Here is a 1072-nt window from a genome sequence, read left to right on the forward strand (position 1 = left end):
GGCGGATTCAAGCGGCAAGTGCAACAGTATAAAAACCAGCCATAACATCACTGGGCGTATACCATCCCAGTGTCTTTCTGGGGCGATTATTTAGAGCAGATTCTATCTGTTCTATCCGTTCTTTTGAAACATCATCAAACGATGAGGATTTTGGCAGATATTGCCTGATCAGACCATTGCTATTTTCATTTCTGGCACGTTGAATCGACTTGTACGGATCTGCAAAGTAAGTTTCTATACCTGCTTCCTTTATCCGCCAATGCTCTGAGAATTCCTTGCCATTATCAAAGGTCACACTATATGCATGACTGTGGCGCAAACACTCTAAAGCACACGTGATCGTTTTAGCTGAGGTTCTAGTTTTCCCCAAATGAGCGATATGTAGATACAGACTCTTGCGATCAACCAGGGTTAATAATGCCCCCTTATGATTCTTGCCTATCACGGTATCACCTTCAAAATCACCAAGACGTTGACGCTTGTCTATGACCTCGTCGCGACAGTGAATGCTTGTTCTATCAACCAGTTGGCCTCTACGGTCTGTGTTTTTATAACCCCGCTTGCGATAGGTTTTCTGGTGTCTTAAATGTTGATGCAGTTCTCCACCCTTAGATTTATCCTGATAGATGTACTGATAGATCCACTCATGTGATGGGACATCTAGCCAGCCACGTTGTTTCAATGCCCCGGAAATCTGTTCAGGCGACCAACCCAGAGCAATCAGATAACGGATGTAAAATATGGCGAAGTCTGTCATCTGAGATGAAGAACGGTATCGTCGTTGACTTGAAAACCGATCAGCCTGTTTAGCCCGATAGCCGCGTTCCCCTGTATTCCTTTTGATCTCACGATAGAGGGTTGATCTGGAACGACCAAGCTCTCTGGAAAGAGTAGAGATTGAAGATTTACTTTTCAAGGCAGCATAAATTTCGTATCTTTCTTCTTGAGAAAGTTGGGTGTATTGCTTCATTGTGTGCTTTCCAATTGCGAGTTGAAAAAGTCTAATGATTCTAATACACCTAACTTTTTCAACTAACTACAAATGTGTCGCACTTGGGATTTGAATCCGCGT

At 43.2% G+C, this 1072-nt stretch carries 1 protein-coding gene; it reads right to left on the reverse strand.

Annotation, left to right across the window (positions count from 1 at the left end; translation table 11 throughout):
• Positions 1 to 7: 7 nt before the first annotated feature.
• On the reverse strand, positions 8 to 970 hold the full coding sequence (locus tag NI469_RS15680) for an IS30 family transposase (protein ID WP_253175659.1): 963 nt from the start codon (positions 968 to 970) through the stop codon (positions 8 to 10).
• Positions 971 to 1072: the final 102 nt, after the last annotated feature.

It is taken from the genome of Acinetobacter lwoffii (genome assembly GCF_024129735.1).
GTDB classification, from domain to species: domain Bacteria; phylum Pseudomonadota; class Gammaproteobacteria; order Pseudomonadales; family Moraxellaceae; genus Acinetobacter; species Acinetobacter lwoffii_H.

Bases quoted from the DNA above. Each gene is read 5' to 3' on its own strand.
- NI469_RS15680 (WP_253175659.1), bottom strand. From the start codon at position 970: ATGAAGCAATACACCCAACTTTCTCAAGAAGAAAGATACGAAATTTAT.